General features: G+C 52.8%; 13 protein-coding genes and 1 pseudogene. 5 read left to right on the top strand and 9 right to left on the bottom strand.

Annotated elements, in window-relative coordinates; all coding sequences use genetic code 11:
- A partial coding sequence (locus DFR26_RS11155; RefSeq protein ID WP_220375774.1) for a hypothetical protein occupies window positions 1-196 on the top strand: 196 nt, incomplete at its 5' end.
- Window positions 197-210: 14 nt separating this feature from the next.
- On the opposite strand, the gene DFR26_RS10605 is transcribed toward DFR26_RS11155, so the two are convergent.
- Complete coding sequence (locus DFR26_RS10605) at window positions 211-3,741, bottom strand: DEAD/DEAH box helicase (RefSeq protein WP_116208926.1); 3,531 nt, start codon at window positions 3,739-3,741, stop codon at window positions 211-213.
- A 333-nt stretch (window positions 3,742-4,074) separates the two neighbouring features.
- Between DFR26_RS10605 and DFR26_RS10595 the strand changes: the two genes are divergently transcribed.
- Window positions 4,075-5,162, top strand: a protein-coding gene (locus tag DFR26_RS10595) for an IS3 family transposase (protein WP_116208924.1) whose coding sequence is annotated in 2 segments (ribosomal slippage) — window positions 4,075-4,339 and window positions 4,339-5,162 — 1,089 coding nt in all. Because the reading frame shifts where the segments join, the coding sequence is not laid out codon by codon here.
- 326 nt (window positions 5,163-5,488) lie between these two features.
- Here DFR26_RS10595 and DFR26_RS11375 read toward each other — a convergent pair.
- Window positions 5,489-5,626: a helix-turn-helix domain-containing protein gene (locus DFR26_RS11375; protein ID WP_425453372.1), complete on the bottom strand. Its 138-nt coding sequence runs from the start codon at window positions 5,624-5,626 to the stop codon at window positions 5,489-5,491.
- A gap of 415 nt (window positions 5,627-6,041) precedes the next feature.
- On the opposite strand from DFR26_RS11375, the pseudogene DFR26_RS10580 reads away from it, so the two are divergent.
- A pseudogene (locus DFR26_RS10580) lies at window positions 6,042-7,207 on the top strand (IS3 family transposase).
- A gap of 134 nt (window positions 7,208-7,341) precedes the next feature.
- Here the strand turns inward: DFR26_RS10580 and DFR26_RS10575 are convergent.
- From DFR26_RS10575 to DFR26_RS10555, 5 genes are all read right to left on the bottom strand, one after another.
- On the bottom strand, window positions 7,342-8,559 hold the full coding sequence (locus DFR26_RS10575) for a tyrosine-type recombinase/integrase (protein ID WP_116208922.1): 1,218 nt from the start codon (window positions 8,557-8,559) through the stop codon (window positions 7,342-7,344).
- 324 nt (window positions 8,560-8,883) lie between these two features.
- Window positions 8,884-11,151, bottom strand: a complete 2,268-nt coding sequence (locus DFR26_RS10570; RefSeq protein ID WP_116208921.1) for an ATP-dependent DNA helicase — start codon at window positions 11,149-11,151, stop codon at window positions 8,884-8,886.
- Entirely contained in the window at window positions 11,148-12,812 is a 1,665-nt protein-coding gene (locus tag DFR26_RS10565; RefSeq protein WP_181899053.1) for a VRR-NUC domain-containing protein, read from the bottom strand. The genes DFR26_RS10570 and DFR26_RS10565 overlap by 4 nt, the downstream gene beginning before the upstream one ends.
- Before the next feature lie 13 nt (window positions 12,813-12,825).
- A complete protein-coding gene (locus tag DFR26_RS10560; protein ID WP_116208919.1) occupies window positions 12,826-14,094 on the bottom strand; it encodes a Y-family DNA polymerase in 1,269 nt (422 codons plus the stop codon).
- Complete coding sequence (locus DFR26_RS10555; RefSeq protein ID WP_116208960.1) at window positions 14,091-14,567, bottom strand: LexA family protein; 477 nt, start codon at window positions 14,565-14,567, stop codon at window positions 14,091-14,093. Before DFR26_RS10555 ends, DFR26_RS10560 begins: the two co-directional genes overlap by 4 nt.
- 176 nt (window positions 14,568-14,743) lie before the next feature.
- Here DFR26_RS10555 and DFR26_RS10550 point away from each other — a divergent pair, with 176 nt between their 5' ends.
- The gene (locus DFR26_RS10550; protein WP_116208918.1) at window positions 14,744-16,933 is read left to right on the top strand and encodes an OsmC domain/YcaO domain-containing protein; all 2,190 of its coding nucleotides are present in this window, start codon (window positions 14,744-14,746) and stop codon (window positions 16,931-16,933) included.
- 61 nt (window positions 16,934-16,994) lie between these two features.
- On the opposite strand, the gene DFR26_RS10545 is transcribed toward DFR26_RS10550, so the two are convergent.
- Together DFR26_RS10545 and DFR26_RS10540 are read right to left on the bottom strand one after the other, a co-directional pair.
- Window positions 16,995-18,416 (bottom strand): hypothetical protein, encoded by a 1,422-nt coding sequence (locus tag DFR26_RS10545; protein ID WP_116208917.1) that lies wholly within the window; start codon window positions 18,414-18,416, stop codon window positions 16,995-16,997.
- An 11-nt stretch (window positions 18,417-18,427) separates the two neighbouring features.
- A complete protein-coding gene (locus DFR26_RS10540; protein WP_116208916.1) occupies window positions 18,428-20,011 on the bottom strand; it encodes an LVIVD repeat-containing protein in 1,584 nt (527 codons plus the stop codon).
- A gap of 121 nt (window positions 20,012-20,132) precedes the next feature.
- Between DFR26_RS10540 and DFR26_RS10535 the strand changes: the two genes are divergently transcribed.
- Window positions 20,133-21,062 (top strand): histone deacetylase family protein, encoded by a 930-nt coding sequence (locus DFR26_RS10535; protein ID WP_116208915.1) that lies wholly within the window; start codon window positions 20,133-20,135, stop codon window positions 21,060-21,062.
- The last annotated feature ends 118 nt before the right edge of the window (window positions 21,063-21,180 follow it).

The following is a 21,180-nucleotide window of genomic DNA, read 5'->3' as shown; positions in this document are numbered from 1 at the left end:
GGAAAGCGGCATTGACCCGATTTACGATCAGCTACGCGGAAAGACTGCCACGGCAGTAACCGAAATCCCGGTTACACAAAATTCTGCACACCCTCAGCGCTTGTATGCGCTCATTACGCGGTTCATTAAATTCAATAGCAATGAAGTCAAAGTGTCGAGCAATCTCTGCATGATTGAGTTCGCTATCGATGATTGATGTATGCACGGTAATCATGACGTTGCTCCTGTCCATACCAGTATTGGTGCCAAATGACTCTCCAGGGTTTTGCCTGTCTGTCTATCGATAACACCAGGAATAACTAGCGTGGTGTAGTTGCCATCTAGGCTAGGTCTGAGCGTGTTATCGACAAATTCGACATTGGATTCAGCGCGACCAAAGAGGTTTATATAAGCAAAGTGATGTACGCCGCAGCGCTGTTTAATGAGTTCAATTTTTAGCTCATGCCTATGGGCCTCTCCGCTACTGGCCCAGTTTTTTGCATCAATGGCAATTCGAAGACCTTGCTGGTTTGTAGCAATAAAATCAAAGCGCTCAAAAGTCTCATAAGGCATATCTTCAACAATAAAGCCTGAGGCCATGAGTAATGCCTTGATGGCTTCTTCTCCTAATGCCCCTTTGTAAATATTTTGATACGCAGCAGGGGTCATAACCCACGATAGCTCTGACCACTTCGTTGCAAAGCCGCATTGAGTGAAGTGCTGGCGGATGATGGCGTTGCGCATGATCACTGGCAGTTGGCACTCAATTTCTCCCACCCATCTAGGGCTAAGTGCTTCATCAAATAGTTTTAAATCTTGGCCCTGGCGATGGCTGCGATGACGTTGCGCATCGAGATTGCCGCTAAAGGCGTAAGGCAATTGAGGAGGCTGTAAATACAGCACAGGGTAATCATTAGAAATGCTGTCTCTGGTGGGTTCGCGAAGCAACTGCAAACGCACGCCTTGCCACTCCTCAATAGCACTTTTGTTTCCAGCAAAAATTCCACCGAGTAGTTCGTCTATCTTCGAAAGCGTTAGTTGCGTATTGAGTAGGGCAATATTTCGTTGACGCAATTCGGCCCCTGTGTTGGTTTCGCCAGCATTTGCTAATTGGCTCTTGCAGAAGTCACGTAACGCAACGTATTCGTGTGACAGGCTATCCGTATGGCTGTTATCTGTGCCGATGAGCGTGGCTAAGTCGTTGTCGCACATCACTAGAATTTCTTGGCGCTTATATGCCGTCCTAGCCATACGCCCAATCGCTTGTTGAATGACGCGACGAGTCGCCTCAGGTGCATCAATTGTTTTGTTGTAAAGCTGAGTATTTATTTTCGTATCTAATCCCTTTAGGAGTTGCCATGCCCATTTTTGTGCCTGAGTGATTGCTATGGTGCCGTTATAAAGCAGACACATGATCTGATGCAGCATGATCAGCAAATTGATTTGAGTGTCTGAGTTGCTAATCAGCATATTTGTGGGTTTTTCTAAATAAATTGCATCGATATCTCCACGACACTCACCTTGTCTTACGCCATCGCCCACCCAAATCAATGCGTCGCGATCTGCCGCTTGTAGTACGCAATAATCTGGGTTCTTACCTTCAGCCATGGTGGGATAAGTCGAAATCACAATAACTTTGTCGAGCGTATTGCTTAAGTGGTTTTTGGCCTCTTCAAGGCGACCACTTTTAATAGCTTCAGCATTAATGCTGACAAATACTTTTACTGGTCGATCAGCATTAGCACTGAGATTTTCCTCCAGTGTTTTGATGAAGTCTGGGTCTACTTCAACCGTGCGATTAAGTAGAGCCAGCATATAACGGCTATGTTTTTGGTGAGCAAATGCGTGCATGGAGCCAATAAGCTTGGAAAACCACTGCACACCATAACTATCGGCAGCATTCATTTTGACTAATGAGCTGAGTGCAAAGCCTAAATCTCGAGGAGGGTGGCCCTCATGCATCTCTACTAAGTCGGCTGCCATTTGTTGATTCGAGCGGATGAGCTGGCAGTTAATCGCAATACCTGCGTCTTGATAGCGTCGCCGCCCGGCATAGTATTCACCAAGCTGTTTGCGTTGGGCGTGACTCAATAGGCGGTAGCGGTTTTGCAGGCGCACTTTAAGATAGTCATGGTCGAAGTTATGAATCACAGTTGGTGTATTAGCGGTGGCACTTATGCCTAAGACTGTCGCGCCCGAATCCACGATTTGTGCGAGTAAACCGGTCGGGGTGATAGGTAGGCTTTTGTAAAGGCATGACATCGTGTCGCTAGCTTCGGGTGGACGCGTGACTTCAGTCAGCTTTAGGCCGGTGTCATGGTAGGTGCGTGTAGACAAGCGAGCACGATGTTTGCTAAGTGCTCTGAGTCGAGTGTTGAAAACATCAAGCACAATCGGTTTGTAAGCTGATAGGCCATAGTGCGAGAGTAATGATGTTATTGCCCCTAAATATTGATTATGGTGGCCGTTTCGATCTTGTAATTTTTGAGTTTCGTTTTGCGTAACTCGCTGCGCTGCCCATTGAAATAAGCGCGTGAAGTCACGAAAAAGCCAGTCAGTTTCATTCACTAAGCGGCTCAATGGCCCATTTGCATCTTGGGCATCTAGACTGTCTTTCGCTCTCGCGACAATGATATTTTTTTGCCTGTCGTGATCGACTCGAATGCTAAGGTTATGGGTGGCACTATGAGCATGCGTAATGGCACGATCTGAAAATAAACGCACTGGCCTATCATCGAGGGAGTTACCTTCAATCATGAAGTGGTACTTCATGTGCCACTGTTCTGCGTGCGCGATAGTGCGCTCAAGTAGTGGCGCTAAGAGCCCATCGACACCTGAGTAACGTTCACTTTTTTCCAATAAATGATGGCTAAAGTTGGCACTCAATTGCCTAGCAAACTCAATCAATTCGACGGATTTAATATTGCTGAGCACATCAAGAATTTCTGCATTTTGTCGATCAATCTCATCGATAATGACCAAGCTATTGCTTAAATGCTCAATTGGGTCGATGCGAGATTTAGTTGTGTGGTAACCGTGCATGAACTTTTTCGTAGTCATGAATAATACGCAGGCTTTGTTCTGGATTACCTTTTCGCCAGGAAGTAATCGATAGACAGCCTCTTGCTGATCGTCATTAAAGGGTATGACATGATTAGCTAGGCTATGGCGTATGAGGCCTAAAAGCTTTTGATAGGTGCTGTAAGCAAGGTCTCTTAAGTGACTGGTGACCACACGGTTATTTTTGGTCACTTTTGCAAAGCTATCAATCTCGAAAAACGCCCTCACGATAGCCGTCGAGTTTTCTAGTCGAAATGCCTGCAATATGTGATTTCTGTCCTCACCGGACAGTTGTAGAAGCTGGTCGCTTTGCGAATGCATATGCACGATTTGTGACTTGAGAAATGCTTTCTGATTAATATTGAATCGAGGCGCTCCACTAATCATCTGTCGCTCAATCAGTGCCAGTAGCCCAGTGACGCAACTGTTAACGTTATCGGTAGAGTTAGTTATGTAGTAGGTGAGAGATGGTTCAGTCGCGTTACTTTCATTAAGGCTATTTTTAGTATTCAGCAACATACGCTCTAACATGAGCGCGCAGGCAGCGTACGTTTTGCCGATCCCCGTCTGTGCGGGTAGCGGGATGAAGCAGCCATCGTTCTGGTTTGCTGGCTCAATGAGCCCTAACTGATTTTGTAGCAGGTCATCCAAAGCGCTGCGCTCTGGTTTTTGAGTGAAGTCGAAATCGATAAATGGGTGCATTAAAAAGTCCTTTTTTGATCAATTTATCCATAGCAGTAGTCAGGCTCACATAGTGAGCTTTTAATGGGGTTTAATATTTTTTTGTGTTTTGGCTTGCGTGCATGGCATCCAAATCAGCTCGCCATACATCGTCATGATGCCGCGATAAGGTACGCTGAATGTGCAAAACCCCATGCGGTCTGCCGCTTCAGAATATTCAAACAGTTCATGGTGATAGCCATGAAAAGCGCTAGTAGATCTCATACATAATGTGAGGTCGTCTTGTAATCCCCCCGCTCATCCCTAACAGTTATTCGTAGAAAATTCTCTTACACTGAGGCAAAGGGGTTTTCTATGCGAACATCACGCTACACAGACAGCCAGATCTTGGCGATTTTGAAGCAGAACGAGAACGGCGTAGCCGTTCCAGAGCTTTGCCGTGAACACGGCATGAGCACCGCCATGTTTTACAAGTGGCGAGCCAAGTTCGGCGGCATGGATGCGTCCATGATGAAGCGTCTCAAAGAGCTGGAGGACGAAAATCGGCGACTGAAGAAGATGTATGCCGAAGAGCGACTCAAAAAAGCCGAGATCCGGCAGGAGGCACTTGAGGGAAAGCTGTAACGCCATCTCAGCGTCGTGAGATGGCTGTTAGCGCAAAACAGCGTTACGACATCAGCGTGCGAATGGCTTGTCACTGTTTGGACATTAGCGTGTCGAGCTATTACTACCAGCCTAAGCTGTCTTCGGATAATCAGTTGATTGCGGACTGGTTACTTCGACTCACCACGACCAATCGACGTTGGGGCTTTGGGCTGTGCTATTTGTACCTGCGCAATGTGAAGGGCTATGCCTGGAATCATAAGCGGGTGTATCGGATTTATCGTGAGCTGGAGTTAAACCTTAGGATTAAGCCCAGGCGTCGCATCAAACGCGATAAGCCGGATGCGCTCTCTGTGCCAACGGCACCCAACCACGTTTGGTCGATTGATTTTATGAGCGACTCATTGGCGGATGGCCGGACATTGCGCACCTTCAATGTGCTGGATGACTACAACCGAGAAGGGCTGGGTATTGAGGTGGATCTGTCATTGCCAAGCCTGCGGGTCATTCGTAGCCTAGAACAGGTGATTGAGTGGCGAGGTCAGCCAAATGCAATACGCTTGGATAACGGGCCGGAATACATTGCGCAGGCGCTCATAGATTGGGCCAACAGTCGGCGAATTACGCTGATGTATATTCAACCGGGAAAACCAACACAGAACGCGTATATCGAGCGCTTCAACCGCACGGTGCGACATGAGTGGCTGGATTTACATGTGTTTGAGTCGGTTGAACAAGCGCAAGCGCTTGCCACCCAGTGGCTCTGGTTGTACAACAACGAGCGACCCAACACCGCCATAGGAGGTATTCCCCCAAGACAACTGCTGCAAGCAGCTTAACTTCTACGAATAGCTGTTTTGGTAAATGGGGGGATTACAACCGCTCCATTGAGCCGATTAGCAATGCTGTAAATATCGCTGAGCTGGCGGTGGAAAAGGGAGCCAGTGCGCTACTTATGCCAGTAACTGCAAGGCGGCAGCTGTACGACCTGTCTGATGATATGGCAACGAAAATTGATATTCAGTTTTACCAAGATGCGCGTGATGCCTTGTTGAAGGCGATTGTTGAGTAAGCCTTACTTAATTACGGAGTAGTTGTGGTCCGCACTTGAGCAGCTTCAATGAAAATGAGCCCGCTGGCGGGCTCATTGCGTTGGACATCAAAATTATTTCCTTTGAAGGCTTTGTAACACCTCTTCTAGGTTGTACCTGATCCCTCGTCCTATTTTAAAAAAGCCCAATCGACCATCTTGTCGCATTCGCCACTGCGTGCTTTCACTGATGCCAAGTTTATCTTTCAGCATTGCAACTGTTACATAGTTGTTGAGATGCATTTTTCACTTCCTTCTTCGTTTAGGAGACTTAACCCTAACTCCTGGTTTTAGAGTTTGTCAAGCTAAGTCAATGATTATAAAGAAGAAAAATGAGATAGAAAAAAGTGTTTTTTTGACCCCCTCAGCTAACAAGCTTAATTTTTTGGAAATTCAGTATTTACGCTAGCCGGCAAGCAGCTAGCCAAATTAGCGGTCTAAAAATAGACATAGAAATTTTCCTGTTTTTGAGGATGGCTACTCAAAAAATAAATTGGGAAAATCGAAAATTTTTTGCTGATGTCGTGGGGTTTCTAGAGCGAGAGTGACGTCGGGGGTACTTGTGAGTGTAGTGGTCTAATGATTTCGAAAACCAACTTAGGCGAAAATGATCGCCATAGAGAGGTGTCTGATGAAACAACGTCGTACGTTTTCCACCGAGTTCAAACACGATGCAGCTGTACTAGTACTTGATCAGGGCTATTCGTTTACGTCGGCGTGCCGAGCGGTTGGTATTGGCGAGACAGCACTGCGTCGTTGGGTCGAACAGTTGCAATTTGAACGTGATGGCAGCACACCAAAGAGCAAAGCATTAACGCCTGAACAACAACACATTCAGGCTCTTGAGGCGCGCATCGCGCGCCTTGAGCTAGAGAAGGACATTTTAAAAAAGGCTACCGCGCTCTTGATGTCTGAAGGCATCAATCGTATGCGCTGATTCAAATGCTTAGTCGTGCACTACCACTGGATGCCGTGTGTGCTGTGTTTGCAGTGCCACGATCCAACTATTATGCCCATCGCCAACGTCTCGAGCGCGTTGATGAGCAGCGGATATTGCTACACAAGTGTGTGAATGAGTTGTTCGTACAGAGCCGAAGCTCGGCAGGTAGCCGCAGCATATGCGACATGATGTGGCAGCAGCATGGCATTGCCATCGGCCGCTTTAAAGTGACTAGATTGATGGAGGAGTCAGGCTTAGTCAGTAAGCAACCTGGCAAGCATGGCTATAAACAGGCAACAGTTTAGCGACCAGACATACCGAACATGATGAATCGCGAGTTTGCTGTCTCGGCGCCAAATCAGGTCTGGTGTGGCGACATCACGTATCTATGGGCGCAAGGGCGTTGGTGCTACTTAGCGGCGGTGTTGGACCTATATACTCGCCGCGTTGTTGGCTGGGCGCTCTCCGAGCACCCCGATGCTGACTTAGTGACTAAGGCGCTAGACATGGCCTTTGAGCAACGAGGCAGACCTGAAGGTATGATGTTCCACTCGGATCAAGGCAGCCAGTATGACAGTCGCCGATTCCGTCAGCGGCTATGGCGCTATCGAATGCAGCAAAGCATGAGTCGTCGCGGAAATTGTTGGGATAATTCGCCAATGGAGCGGCTGTTTAGAAGTTTGAAAACTGAATGGGTGCCGAGTGTTGGCTACATGACTCGGCGAGAAGCCATGCAAGATGTGAGTTACTACTTGATGGAGCGCTACAACTGGATCAGCCCGCATCAATTTAATGATGGTTTGGCACCAGCAGTAGCGGAAGAAAAACTTAAAACTGTGTCCGGGATTAGTTGACCACTACAGTTTGATGGCGCAACGTATAAAACAGCTTCTGGATTAGGGTTGTCTTTATATGACAGCGGAACAGCCATTATTGCAGAGTTGCCTCGGATTTAATTAAGGGCAGCCGAATATTCAGAGGTTGATAGTTAGTTATCAACCTCTGAATAACAAAAAGTGGACCATTCCAACATTAGCTCTTTTCGTTTTTCAAATAAGTCCGATCTCTGATATGCGGCCTCAACCTTCCCAAGTACGGAGTGGCTTAATGCCATTTCGCAAATTTCACGAGGGTAGTTTGTTTGCTCGGCTGCCCACTGGCGGAAGGAGCTTCTAAAACCATGCGGAGTACAATTTTCACGAATGGATTTAAGCGCCTTCGACATTGTCATGTCACTAATGGGTCTTTTGGTTAGAGGGCCTGGAAATAACCAATCATGATTTGGATGATGATCTAATGCGTGCAGTACTTTTAAACAAGCGGGGGTTAATGGCTCCCTGTGTGGCTTGCCATTTTTCATTCTCTTTGCAGGAATATTCCACACTTTCGCCTTAAGGTCGAATTCAGACCAAGCGGCCTCACGAATTTCACCACTTCGTTTTCCCGTATAAATTAGAAGCTCCAATGCTCTATAACCAACTCCGCCTTTCCACATAATATCTGTCATCAGCTTGGGAATATCAGCGTAGGGGAGCGAGGCATAATGACTGGGTTTGAAAACTTTACTTGATCTTGGCAAGAAGGCATTCAGTGCCTTTAACGAAGCAGGATTAGCCCCCTCTCGATAGCCAGCTACAGTCGCATAGTCGATAATATTTTCACATCGAGAGCGCACCCGAGTTGCTGTGACATGTTTGGTAAGCCATATTTTATCGAGCAATGTTTTCATGTGATGTACTGAAATTTCATTGACGGGTAAATCACCAATGAAAGGAAAGGCGTAGTTTTTTAATGAACTCAACCATTGATTTTTTTGTTTTACATTAGACCATTCAGCTGACTTGTTTTCTATGAAAGCAAGCGCACAGCTTGCGAAGGAATGTATAGGCTGAGTGTTGCTTGAAATATGTTTTTCAGAAGCTTGACGCTGCTTCATTAAGGCCTTTTCGGCTAAGGGGTCGATGCCTTCACGAACCTTTTTCCTTAGTGCATGTGCCATCGCGCGCGCTTCGGCCAATGTGACATCTGAGTAGGAGCTCATACCCATTTCGCGTCGTTTAAGTACGCCGTTGACAAGAAATTGGTATCGGAAAATCCACGATTTTGTGCCACTGCGATGTACTGAAAGGTATAGCCCAATTGCTCCACCTCCCACAGCATGCATCCCAGGTCTTTTTAGGTGTTGCAGTTCCTTCGCTGTGAGCATGGCTTATACCTCAATGTGCTAAGCACTGATCATTCCTTAAGCAACCATCTTACACCGCCATACTGAGGTTTCCCACCATTTTTCCCACCATTTGGATAGTCGCTTCAGTGTGTGTCAAAAATGTTCACAAGGTTTCATGTGTCCTGAAAGCATTGCCAATAAAGGATCTACAGTTTTTGCTGAAATATGGTGAATCTTAATGAACACAAAAAACAGCGGACTCCTTCTCCGCCAGATGAGTCGCCTAAAACCCGCCTAAACAGCGGGTTTCAGCGTTTCTGGGGCTTGAAATTAATTAAGCAGCTATTGCCGCGCCTACACACATCAATCAACGCCGCCAGAAATCCGCCACCAGCTTGGCAGCAGCGCCAAGGCCTGTGACCTGGCGTAGCGTTCATCGAGCAAATACACCACGCCGCGGTCGTGTTCAGTGCGAATGACGCGACCGGCGGCTTGCACGACTTTTTGTAGACCAGGATAAAAGTAGGCGTAATCAAAACCGCGTCCAAAGCGTGCATCCATACGCCGCTCAATTTCTTGATTGATGTCATTGCGCGCGGGCAGCCCCAGTGTGGTGATGAACGCGCCAATGAGGCGCTTTCCGGGTAGGTCGATGCCTTCGGCAAAAGCACCGCCGAGCACACAAAAGCCAATTTGCGTCGAGTCATCACGAAAGCGCTCAAGAAAACTCAGGCGCTCCGCCTCGGACATATTGGGCTGTTGCGCGAGCGTGGGGATTTGCGGGTGAGTTGCTTGCAGCGCAGCGAGTGTGGTTTCTAGATAGCTGTAGCTGCTAAAAAACGCCAGATAATTGCCCGGCTGTGCGCGAAATTGTTGCGCCATACAGTCAATGATCGGCGCGATGCTCTGAAGCCTGTCGAGGTAGCGCGTGGAGATATGCTGCGCGATGTGCACACGCAATTGGTCATGGCTAAATGGCGAGGCGACATCGAGCGCTTGGGTGTTTTCTGGCAGGCCAAGCAGGTCTTGAAAGTAGGCGGTGGGCGATAGCGTGGCGCTAAACAACGTGGCGCTAACGGCGCTATTGAAGCGGTTTGCCAAAAATCGTGCGGGCAAAATATTGCGCAGGGTGAGGGTGGTGGGCGTGAGCGGATTGCTGGGATCGGCGACCACCACATCAAACAGCGAATGCTCGCCAAATGACTCGCTCAGGCGCAAAAACAGCAGCGCATTGAAGTAGTAGCGCATGAGCTCGGCGGGCAGGCCGCTGGGCCGTTCGCTGAGCACATCGGTGAGCTCGCTGACCAAACGCTGCAGGGCCTTGAGCAGTTCATCGGGCACGAGATCATAGCGCTGATAGCTTTCGGTTTGATCGCGAAAGGCGCGATGCCAAGCCTCAGCTACGCGCTGAAAATGCCGGCGCAATTTCGTTGGTGCGGAGTGTTGGGCGGCTTCTAAGGCGGTGGAGTCGAGGCTCGCGGTGTACATGGCGCGGGCGCGATCAACCAGGTTATGCGCCTCGTCAATGAGCAGCGTCACGCGCCATTCGCGCAAAATAGTCAGCGCAAATAACAGCGCGCTCATATCGAAATAATAGTTGTAGTCGCCGACAAAAACATCGGCCCATTTCGCCATTTCCTGCGCCAAATAATACGGACAAATGCTGTGCTCCTGAGCGATGCGCTGGATCTGCTCGTGGTCGAGCCAGCGATGGCGCACGGCCGCTTCACGCGCGGCGGGCAGGCGGTCATAAAAGCCTTGCGCAAGCGGGCAGGACTCGCCATGACATACCTTGTCTTTGTGCAGGCAGGCTTTATCACGCGCGACAAATTCCAGTACGCGCAGCTGCAAGTCGTAGCAGTTGCGGCGCAGGCTTTGCAGCGCATCGAGGGCGAGTTGGCGGCCAGGGGTTTTCGCGGTCAGAAAAAACAGGCGGTCGCGATCATACTCGCCCATGGCTTTGAGCTGCGGAAACAACGTGGCCAACGTTTTGCCGATGCCGGTGGTGGCCTGTGCTAACAGCACGCGCTCGTCACGAGCGGCACGATAAACGGCATTAGCCAATGATTTTTGCCCAACGCGATAACTCGGGTGTGCAAAGGTCATGGCCTGCAGCGAGACATTACGGCGTGTGCGATGCGCTGTCTCGGTCTCGGCCCACGCTAAAAATGTCTCGCAGTGCTGATTAAAAAAGCGCTCAAGCTCAATCGCCGCATACGTTTCCGGCTCGCTAAACTCCTCGCCAGTGATGACGTGGTAGTACACCACCGCGACCGTGATTTCACTGAGACCGTGCAGCTGGCAGAGCAGCCAGCCATAAATTTTCGCCTGCGCCAGATGCACATGGCGCTGATTATCGGGGATGCGCTCGAGTGTGCTGCGAAAGGTTTTCACCTCTTCCACACACGGCGCGATGGGATCGTAGCCATCGGCGCGACCAGTGACCTCCAGGCCCGGATAACGGCCGCTTAAAAGCACCTCACTCTCATAATGCACGGGTCGGCGCTTGGCAATAATCTGATGACCTAGCAGTCCCTCTTCGGGCGTTGGTGCTGGCGTAAAGCGCAGATCAAGATCGCCACGGCGCGCCGTAAACTCCACCAATGAGCGCACCGAAACACGGTAATTCATGCTGGCCAACGCAGGTGTAAAAGCTGACAGGGCAGATCGTGGCGGCAAAAAAAGTCCATCCACCGCGCTTGATTGTCTTGCAAGCTGTCGTTAGGCCCTTTGATTTCGATCAGCGTGAATGTCGGTGCGCTACCTTGAGCAATGGCCTCGGTCGAGCTCAGGCGAATCAAGTCGGGAAAGCCGCTGCGATTGGCTTTCAGGTCATCGAGCAGGCGTAAAAAAATGACCTTTAGCTGAGCGGCGGGGATGCAGAGCAGCGCTTGCTCAAGTAATTCCGCGCTCAACACAGGCCAGACCACAAAGGGATTTTCGATGCCGTGTTTGGCGTGAAAGCATTGGATGATGCGCTCGCGATAGGCGCCGCTGTTGAGGCTGCTTGTGATCTCTGCGATGAGCGCGGCACGACGCCTGACAAATTCCGGATGAAACAGATCGGCTGGGCCTGATTGGTAGGGGTGATAAAACGCGCCGGGCACGGGCGCAAAAATAGCTGGCCAATACAGCAGGCCAAAGAGGCCGGTAAACAAGGTGTTTTCGACGTAATAGACAGCGTATTCAGGGCTTGCTAAGGCCTCGCGCGCCGCCCATTCCACCGAGGTGCTGGGCGCCTGTGGCAACGTTAAGGTGTGTTCTGGCGCCGCTAGCAGGGCGTTGACGCGCGCCGGCGCTGGCGCACCGCATTTTTTCGCCAATCGCGGCAGGGCGCGCTGCACGGCTTGGCGTTCTTGCTCACTGCTGGGCTCGGCGAGGATGCATTGAGCGAGCGCATAGGCGGCTGGCCAGTCGGCGAGTTTTTCATACACGCGCACTAAACGATGGCGCGCCAGCCGATACTCACAGGCCTCATAAATGACTTTGGCCATCGGCCAGTCCTGCTGCTTTTCAGCGGCTTGACCGAGCTGAAATTGCGCTTTGTATTGGCGCGCGAGCATCACCGCGCTGCAGCCGGTGACTGGGTCGGCGAGCTCCGCCCATAAGTCCTCGAGTGCCTCACCGGCTTGGCTACGCGCGCTGATGCCGAGCAGCCAATCATAGGTGTCGAGATCAATGCGCGTTTGAAAAGCGCGCGCGTCATCGCCAATATCGACCGTCTCATAGCGCGCATGGCCTAGATCAGCGACCACAAACGTAGACCAATCCTGATAGGCATTGCCGAAAAATAGCAGACGCAGGCGCTCAATCAGCGCGCGATCATTCAGGCTAATGAGCTGGTCGTCATTATTGGGCAGCCATTGCGCCCACCCTCGCAGCTCGTGACTTAATGGCTCCAGCTGCTCGCGCAGCTCGGCTTTGCGCTGGCGCGGGTTCAGTGTGTGTGGCGCAAACGCCTCGGCATCGGCGAGTAACTCGGCCTTAGTCGCCAAGCTAAACAGCGTATCGAGCGATAGCTCAGGGTCGGCACTCAGCCAGCCGTTGGCCAAGAGCGTGGCGAGCGCCTCCGAGCCGTGTGCGATTTCTGCATAGTGCAATGTGCTCACGCGCAGCAGCGGTCGTGGCCGCATGATGACGCGCACCAGCAAGGCCTGCGCGTTGGCTGGGAGCGCTGCAAACGTGCTTATAAAATGCTGCTCCTCGGCACTGAGCAGGTCGCTGTAGCGGCAACTCACCCAGTCGAGCAGGCTGCGAAAATTGCTGAGGTAATACAACGGGGCGAGATCCATGCTGGCGAGTTTATCAGGCCTGAGCGATGGGAAACTCATCCCAACCGGTGGTGTAGTGTGGCGATCTATTGGCATGGCGCATATGCCAAGCCGCACTTAGCCGGGTGGTGGCTAAATGCACGGTGTTAGCGCCTTGCGCTTGGTTGATGCGATCGATGAGGCTCATCAAGCGCAGACGTTTGGGGTCGTCGACGGCGGCAAATAAGTCGCCCTGTTGCTGATCTGCCGGGCCGATACCACTGAGCATCACGCCGCATTTGTGGTAGCGAAAGCCGGCAATAAACAGCTGCCGAAAGCCAGCCATGGCGGCCTGCATGAGCACGGCGGTATCGGCAGAGACATGCGGCAGAGGCACTAACGTGGTCTTGCGATACTGCGGGTCTTGGCTGCGAAACGGGTTGGTGCGCAACATCACATAAACGTGCGCGCACACCGAGCCTTGCGCGCGCAACTTTTCAGCGGCCCGACTGACGTGACTGGCGAGCGCGGCCTTAATGGCATTGGCGTCAAGCAGCACCGTGCCAAAGGAGCGCGAGGCCATGATCTGCTCCTTCGGCCGACCCACTTCTTCTAGGCTTAAGCACGACTCCCCGCGTAATTCGCGCACGGTTTTTTCGAGCACGATGCCATAACGCTGGCGTATCGCCACGGCATCGCAGTGCATCAGATCGCGTACTGTCTCGATGCCATCGGCGGCGAGACGCTTGCTCAAGCGCCGCCCCACGCCCCAGACCTCGCTGCTAGGGTAGCTGGCCATGAGTGCCTGCAGATGCGCTGGCGGATGATCGTGGCAGTTAAACACGCCTGCGTAGTCGGCGTGTTTTTTGGCGATGTGATTGGCAAATTTCGCCAGCGTTTTGGTCGGGCCAATGCCCACGCCGCAAGTGATTTTGATGCACTGCTGCAGCTGTGCGCGAATCAGCCGGCCATGCGCGGTGGGCTGGGCAAAGCCATCGAGTTTGAGGAAGGACTCATCGATGGAATAGCTCTCCACCGCCGGGCAGTAATCGTGCAGCACGGCGAGCATGCGCGCGCTCATGTCGCCGTAGAGCGCGTAGTTTGAGCTCATCGCCTGCACGCCGTGGGCATCGCAAAAGTCCTGCCACTCGTGCATGGGTGCGCCCATGGGAATGCCCAATGCCTTGGCTTCAGCGGAGCGCGCAACAATGCAGCCATCATTATTTGACAGCACCACCAGCGGCGTATCGGCGAGCGCTGGGTTGAAGATTTTCTCGCAGGTGGCGTAGAAATTATTGGCATCGACGAGGGCGTAGCATGTCATGGTGCGCTGCTCGATCGTTTTTTCGCGCGCGATGAACCCGGCAGCCGCACATGCTCAACAATATGGCTGGTGACCACGCCAAAGATTTGCAGGTCTTCGCTAGGGCGCAGGGGCGGATAATTCGCGCGTGCGTTTTCCGCGTGCAGTTCGCATTGACCAGCCACCAAGCGCAAGCGTTTGACCGTGTACTTGCCATCAATGATGGCCACGACAATATCGCCCGATTGCGCGTTACGCGAGGCATCGACCACCAAAATGCTGCCATCGACAATGCCGGTGTCGACCATGGAGTCGCCCGCCACACGCACAAAAAATGTCGCCGCCGGGTGGTGTACCAAGCGCTCATGCAGGTCGATGGTATTTTGAATGTAGTCAGCTGCCGGCGAGGGGAATCCCGCCGCCACAGTGGCGTCGAAAAAGGCCAGCGCCGTGGTCGGCGGCGCGGCAATGGGCTTGCCAATAATGCTGTTCATTTGGGCAGTATAGCGCGATGGCGAGGACTGGCGATAGCGTGATTTGCGCACAGGCGTTAAGGCATTAAATGGCGCTTTCCTATAAGCTCGCGCCTTTGCAGGCAAGCGGCGCGATGGCCTGCGTGAGGCGCCAACTAATAGCCTCAGCTAGCCGATAACACACGGGGAGAAATGCGGTGGAAATCAATGTGAACTTTTTAGATAACTTGCGCTTAGAGGCCAAGTTTGATGATTTCTCGGTGATTGCCGACCAGCCCATTCGCTACAAAGGCGATGGTTCTGCGCCCAGCCCATTTGACTACTTCCTGGCGTCCTCGGCGTTGTGCGCGGCGTATTTTGTGCGCGTGTATTGCCTCGCCCGTGACATTCCCACCGATCATATTCGTCTGTCGCAAAACAATATTGTTGATCCAGAAAATCGCTATCAGCAGATTTTTAAGATCGATGTGGAATTGCCTGAAAGTATCTCCGCGAAAGATCGTGAAGGCATTTTGCGCTCGATAGATCGCTGCACCGTGAAAAAAGTGGTGCAAACCGGACCGGAGTTTGTCATTGAGCCGGTGGCAAATCTCGGCGCCAATGCGCAGGCGCTGCTGATGAGCCCTGCCGCCACCGAGCAGCAGACGTTTATTGATGGCAAAGACATGCCGCTGGAGCAAACCATTGCGCACATGACCGGCTTGCTTGAACAGCTTGGCATGAAAATAGAGATCGCCTCGTGGCGCAATATTGTGCCGAATGTGTGGTCGCTGCATATTCGTGATGCCGCCTCACCAATGTGCTTTACCAACGGCAAAGGGGCCACCAAAGAAAGTGCGCTGTGCTCCGCATTGGGTGAGTTTATTGAGCGGTTGAGTTGTAATTTTTTCTATAATGATCAGTACTTTGGCGAGGATATTGCGAGCCAAGACTTTGTGCATTATCCCAATGAAAAGTGGTTTGCCCTGGAGGCCGATGATGGCTTGCCAGAGGGCTTGCTCGATGCGCATTGCTGGGCGATTTACGACCCCGATGATGAACTTTGCGGCTCACATTTAATCGATACCAACTCTGGACGTCGTGATCGCGGCATCGTGGCGCTGCCGTTTGTGCGTCGCCACGACAACGCCGTGGTGTATTTCCCATCCAACCTCATTGAAAATTTATTTTTGAGCAATGGCATGAGCGCCGGTAATACGCTCGCTGAGGCGCAAGTACAGTGTCTTTCGGAAATCTTTGAGCGTGCCGTGAAGCGGCAAATCATTGAAGAGGAAATCGCGCTGCCGGATGTGCCGCGCGAGGTCTTGGCAAAATACCCGAGTGTGCTGGCGGGCATCGAGGCACTCGAAGCGCAAGGCTTTCCCGTGCTGGTGAAAGATGCGTCATTGGGCGGCCAATTTCCGGTGATGTGCGTGACCTTAATGAATCCGCGCACGGGCGGTGTGTTTGCCTCATTTGGTGCGCACCCGCGCTTTGCCGTGGCGCTTGAGCGAAGTCTGACCGAGCTCTTGCAGGGCCGCAGTTTAGAAGGCCTCAATGATGTGCCGCCGCCGACATTTAATAGCCTGGCGGTGACCGAGCCCAACAACGCCGTTGAGCATTTTGTCGATTCCACGGGCGTGGTGTCTTGGCGCTTTTTCAGTGCGCGCGCCGATTATGAATTCGCTGAATGGGATTTCTCAGGCACGACGCAAGCCGAAGCCGAGACACTCTTTGGCCTGCTCGAGGCCATGGGTAAGACGGTGTATATGGCCGTGCATGAGGATTTAGGTGCACCGGTTTGCCGCATCTTGGTGCCGGATTATTCTGAGGTGTATCCGGTCGAAGACTTAGTGTGGGATAACACCAATAAAGCCTTGCTGTTTCGCGATGATATTTTAAATCTGCACACCTTAAATGATGAGCAACTCGCCGACCTTGGCGAGCGTTTAGAAGACAGCGAGCTCGATGAGTACATGACCATCATCACGCTCATTGGTGTTGAGTTTGATGAGAACACGGTGTGGGGTCAGCTTACGGTATTGGAGTTGAAGCTGTTGATTCATTTGGCATTGCAGGAGCACGAAGAAGCGCTTGATCGCGTCTCAGCCTTTTTGCAGTTCAACGACAACACCGTAGCGCGCGGACTGTTTTATCGTGCCGTACTCACGGTGCTGGAAATCACCCTCGATGATGAGCTCGAGCTAGCGGACTATCAGCAAAATCTCGAACGTATGTTTGGCGTGGAGACCTTGGCCGCTGTGGTGGGTTCGGTGGCTGGCCATGTGCGTTTTTATGGCCTAACACCGACCAACAGTCAGTTGGTCGGGCTCGATAAGCATCTCCGTTTAATAGCGAGCTACAAAAAATTGCACCACGCGCGCGCCGCTCAAAGCTCGGCTTTGTAGTCGAGGCCAATCGACGTGCCGTCGATGCCATCTTGGCCTAAGGTGGCGTCGATGTGCAGTCTTAGCCCGCCGGATTCAGCGGCATGGCTAAAATCCATAAGCCGAAAACGGTCAGCGCCATCATAAAAACCAACATGGGTAGCTGGCTGATCAGCGCCTCGCGCGCCGTGGCGAAGCAGCGCAGGGCTTCTTGGTGGGCGGCGTAAACACCGGCGATGTGACCTAAAATAATGAGCGCAACCTGGCTATGCCAGACCCAATTCATATCGGGCAAAATAATCCACGGGTTAGCGCTGGCGCTGCCAAACAGATTCCAGCCCCAGCCAAAAGGGTCGGAGGCCAGGCGCGGTAATTGGCTGCCTTGGGTGATGACCAGCGTGAAATAATGGCTGGCGTGATAGACCACCGCAATGGGGATGAGGGCATAGGCAAAGCGCAGTATCAGTTCGTGCAGGCTAATGTCGCTGCGCAGCAGGCGTTTGGCCAGCCATAAACACGCCACATAAAGACCAAAATACAGCACCGGCGAGAGTACCAAAGCCAGTGTTTCATACACCACAAAACCAGCTTTTAGCGTGGGATAAGCGGTGACGATATTGCTGCCCAGCCACGGTTCCAGCAGCGCAAAGCCATCGATCCAATAACGCTCGGCCCACCACCGCGTGGCGTGCAAGCCATCGAAGGCGGTGGAGCTGAGCATGAATAAAATAAACAGCACTTCGCTGGCGTGGTTGGCGCGGCTTTGCAGCAGTCCGCTCAATGGCCAGCGCCACGCCCAGCTGCCGTAGCGCGCCTGGCTGCTGGGGCCGCGATAAGTCAGCGGCGCCATCTTGCCAATCAGCCGCAGCATCAGCGCAAAGACATCGCCGTAGCGCAGCCAATCATGCAGGCCGTAGCGGCGCACAGCAATGACTGTGTAGAGGCTGTAAATGATCAGGCTGATGGCCAATGCGCGTGGCCCAAAGCCGGCAAAGAGCTCTATCCAAATAAACACCACATAGGCAATGCAGGCTGGCCAGTAGTGCCAATGCGCTGGATAGCTCACCTTGGCGGAACGGCTGAGCAAGCGCCAGGGGTTAATCAGCGCATAGCAATTGCCTGTAATGACCGTGAGGTAGGGCAGAATCAGCACAATGCCGATCCAAAACAGCGTCATGTTGAGATTGCGATAGGCATCTGCGCTGCCCCACATGCCGGTGGCAATGCTCAGGAGTAGCACCAGTAGCGCCGCTGCCGAGGCGATCATTGTCAGTTGCTGAGTGCGTGGCTTGGCGTGATGCCAGTGCAGTGTGTGTTGGCGGGCAGGCGTTGGCGCATTGAGTGACCACGCCAGCATCAGAAATGACAGCAGTAGCGCCGCGATGGCGCCCCAGGCATAGAGCCAAAAGGGCACCGGGATATTGTAGCTGCGGGCAAAGGAATGCGCGTGGGCGACGCTTGGCAGCGCCGCGATCACCACGAGCAGCTGCCAGACCCGCGCCATAGAAAGGCGGATCAACGCCCCGTGGGCTTCGGCACGCTAGGGCCGGCCGATGGCGTGAAGGCTAAGATCTGGAAGCCGGCGCTGTAGCTGGCGATCCAAATATGGCCGGTCTCAGGGCGATAGCGCACATAGGTGGGCACGGCATCCCAACGGCTGCCGGAGCTGCCGAAAAACTCGGACAACGGCACGATGGGGGTATTGGGGTTGGGCACCGGATGCCAGTAGGCGATTTCGCGTGGCTTGAGTGGGTCGCGGATATCCCAAACGCGCAGGCCGCCGGTGTAGTGCGTGGTAAATAGCGTGGTGGCCTCTTCGGGGTTATCGAAGCCCACATAATGCGCTGAGTAGTTGGCGACATCGAGCTCGGTGGCCAAGCAGTTGGTGAGCTCATTTACTTCGAGTTTGATGTTGGAGACGATGCGCGGCTTGGTCTCATCGGTGATGTCGATGATACGGCCATAGGCCCACGGGCATACGCCGGCAGTGGGCCATTCGTCGCTGGAGTATAAATAGGTACGGCCGTTATTTTTGAAATAACGCGCGGTGTGCGAGCCGGCAGTCGGTGCCTCGCCGATCAGCACATTGGTCCACGGCACAAAGCCGAGCAGCGGTGGTGCGGCACTAAACAAAAATGGACTGGTGCCAATGCTGCGATTTTTAATGGCGCTAATGTCATAAATACCCATGCCGTTTTGACCCACGGCAGGACCATTGGGTAGGCCTAAACCCAATGAGATGAAACCAAATTGCGCCAAATATAAGCGGTCATCGGTGGGGTTAAAGCCGCAGTCGTGGCCTGCCGGTGCAAATAAATGCATGAGGAAGGGCTGTTCGATATTGTCTAAATTGATAACGGCATTGGTGGACGCCGAGCTGGTAGCGATGGCGGTTCTGCCATCGTGGCTCAAGCACAGCGCATGGCCGAAAAATGGCAGGCCAATATCGAGGGCATTGAGGCCGCCGGGAATGCCAGAGAGCAGTTGGCTGACAATCGGCAGCTCCGGCAGCGTGATGCCAATGCCGATGTTAATGGATGCGGCAAGCACGGGATTTTTACAATCGCTGGCATCGTAGACATCAAAGGCGGTGCCACCGCCGCGTGTGGCGACAATGATTTTCCGCGCTTCATTGGCCTGTAGTGATTCGTGCGGGCCCAGCATGGCGGGGCTTTGCAATATCTGCACGAGCTGTGGATTGGTGGGGTCGCTGGCATCGATTACCGCCATGCCATTGAGCGGATTAAAGCGCGCGTCGGCATAGGGCGAGGCGAGTGGACCAAAGATTTGCCCGGGCGAGGTGGTGGTCACGTAGGCACAGTCGCCAATCCAAGCCATGGAGAAGTTGGCGCCGCGATCTAAAATAGTATTTTGGCCAACGAGCTTCAGGCCTTTGCGATAGCCTAAGGCTGAGTCGCCATTGATTTGGCTGGCTAAGGGGATTTGCCCTTGCAGGCCCGGCTCGAGGCGATCAACTTCGCTAAATTCAGGGCCACGGTCGGCTTGAGCGACGCCATTGCTCAACTGGCCGTTTGAGCTGCTGTTGCCACCGCAGGCGGCCAACAACAGGATAAATACAACAAGGAGTGAGCGATTCATGGCGATCTATCTATTAGAGTTTTGCGCAAGTTTACGTGCGTACTAATGGCTTGTCATGCGCCAACGCGCTGACGCAAGCGCGTTACATTGTGAGTATGGTTTGTCTTTGCGAGTCACATCTATGCCATTGCCGGTGATTTACCACGAGGACTACAGTCCCGATTTTCCCGAAAACCATCGTTTTCCAATGGCTAAGTTTCGGCTACTTCAATTGCTGTTGGTGCAGGAGAAGACGGTTGCCGCTGAGGCGTTTATTGCGCCCGATCTTGCGCCCATGGCGGCACTTTTGCGTGCGCATGATGCCGGTTATGTGACGCGTTTCATGAGCAACAGCATGCACGCTGATGAGTCGCGACGTATGGGCCTGCCGTGGAGTCAGGGCTTGGTGCAGCGCAGTTTACGCGAGGTGGGCGGCACGTTGTTGGCGGCGCGTTTGGCCCTATCGCATGGCTTGGCGGTAAATTTAGCGGGGGGCACTCATCATGCGCATCGAGATCGCGCCTCAGGATTTTGTATTTTCAATGACCTTGCCATCACGGCATTGGCATTGCAGGCACAAGGACGACGCGTGCTGATTATTGATTGCGATGTGCATCAGGGCGATGGCAGCGCGCGCCTACTGGCCGATGTCCCTGGTGTCTTCACTTTTTCCATGCATGCGGCGAAAAACTTTCCGGCGCGCAAAGCCGCGAGTCACTGGGATTTGCCCTTGCCTAATGGCACCGATGATGCCGCTTACCTGGCGCAATTAGTGCCCGTTGTGACGCTGTTATTGCGGCATTGGCAGCCCGATGTGGTGCTCTATGACGCCGGCGTGGATGTGCACGGCGATGATGCTCTGGGGTATTTATCACTCACTGATGCCGGCCTCTATGCCCGCGATTATGCCGTGTTGTCAGCATGTCTTAACGCGGCTGTGCCGGTAGCCGCCGTGCTCGGTGGCGGCTATGCCGAGACGCCTCAGCAGGTGGCGGAGCGCCATGCCATGTTGCCGCGCGCCGCCCAAGCTCTATGGCAAGCGTTTATGGCGCCGGATGAAAAAGCCGGTTAGCGCGCCTAAAGGCGTGCAACATGGTTTATGGGCGCAGGTATGCCGCCAGAGTATTGTCGCCAGTTACAAAGGTGTTAGGAATGTATGACAAGCGTCAGTGTCAGTCTAGTGCTTGTTG

The organism is Paraperlucidibaca baekdonensis, assembly GCF_003387535.1.
GTDB classification, from domain to species: domain Bacteria; phylum Pseudomonadota; class Gammaproteobacteria; order Pseudomonadales; family Moraxellaceae; genus Perlucidibaca; species Perlucidibaca baekdonensis.
Note: the sequence above shows the minus strand (reverse complement) of the source record. Positions and strands in the feature narration are given on the sequence as shown.

Excerpts from the sequence above, each read along its gene's own strand:
- DFR26_RS10605 (WP_116208926.1), bottom strand. The coding sequence starts at position 3,741 with ATGCACCCATTTATCGATTTCGACTTCACTCAAAAACCAGAGCGCAGC.
- DFR26_RS11375 (WP_425453372.1), bottom strand. The coding sequence starts at position 5,626 with ATGCTGAAAGATAAACTTGGCATCAGTGAAAGCACGCAGTGGCGAATG.
- DFR26_RS10575 (WP_116208922.1), bottom strand. The coding sequence starts at position 8,559 with ATGCTCACAGCGAAGGAACTGCAACACCTAAAAAGACCTGGGATGCAT.
- DFR26_RS10570 (WP_116208921.1), bottom strand. The coding sequence starts at position 11,151 with ATGAATTACCGTGTTTCGGTGCGCTCATTGGTGGAGTTTACGGCGCGC.
- DFR26_RS10565 (WP_181899053.1), bottom strand. The coding sequence starts at position 12,812 with ATGGATCTCGCCCCGTTGTATTACCTCAGCAATTTTCGCAGCCTGCTC.
- DFR26_RS10560 (WP_116208919.1), bottom strand. The coding sequence starts at position 14,094 with ATGACATGCTACGCCCTCGTCGATGCCAATAATTTCTACGCCACCTGC.
- DFR26_RS10555 (WP_116208960.1), bottom strand. The coding sequence starts at position 14,567 with ATGAACAGCATTATTGGCAAGCCCATTGCCGCGCCGCCGACCACGGCG.
- DFR26_RS10545 (WP_116208917.1), bottom strand. The coding sequence starts at position 18,416 with ATGGCGCGGGTCTGGCAGCTGCTCGTGGTGATCGCGGCGCTGCCAAGC.
- DFR26_RS10540 (WP_116208916.1), bottom strand. The coding sequence starts at position 20,011 with ATGAATCGCTCACTCCTTGTTGTATTTATCCTGTTGTTGGCCGCCTGC.
- DFR26_RS10535 (WP_116208915.1), top strand. The coding sequence starts at position 20,133 with ATGCCATTGCCGGTGATTTACCACGAGGACTACAGTCCCGATTTTCCC.